This is a genomic window from Kitasatospora sp. MBT63 (assembly GCF_000710465.2).
In the GTDB taxonomy this organism is placed as follows: Bacteria; Actinomycetota; Actinomycetes; order Streptomycetales; family Streptomycetaceae; genus Kitasatospora.
In genome coordinates, this window is record NZ_JAIZ01000511.1 from 1 (window position 1) to 512 (window position 512).

The window sequence follows — 512 nt, forward strand, 5'->3', positions numbered from 1 at the left end:
CGAGGCCGAACGCGATGGTCTTGCCCGAGCCGGTGCGGCCACGCCCGAGGACGTCGCGGCCGGCCAGCGAGTTGGGGAGCGTCGCGGCCTGGATCGGGAACGGTGACGTGACGCCCTGGCGGGTCAGCACCGACAGCAGCGCCTTGGGCATGTCCAGTTCGTCGAACGTCTCGACGGGCGGGAGCGCCGGAGTGGTGCTCACCGGCATCGCGAACTCGCCCTGCGGCGAGGAGGTCCGACGGCCGCCACGGCCACCGCCGGGCCGGTCGCCGTAGAAGGAGCTGCCGCCGGAGCGGGATCCGTAGGCGCCGCCGGAGCGGGATGAGGACGAGGAGCGGGAGTCGGCGTTCCGGTACGGGGAGTGACTGGAGCGGTTCATGCGAAACCTTCCTGGGGCGGCACGTCGCGTGGCAGCTCCGCAGCGCGGGGCGCCGGCAGGAGGTCGCTGGGGAACGGGCCGAAAGTACGGGGGGCGGGGCGTGGACGGAGAAACCGTGCGGCACGTCACCTCA

The 512-nt window shown here is 73.2% G+C and carries 1 protein-coding gene; it reads right to left on the reverse strand.

Features of this window, described 5'->3' with window-relative positions; all coding sequences use genetic code 11:
• Nucleotides 1–379: DEAD/DEAH box helicase (locus AA75_RS27130; protein ID WP_033822900.1), on the reverse strand; the 379-nt coding region annotated here is incomplete at its 3' end.
• Nucleotides 380–512 lie beyond the last annotated feature (133 nt).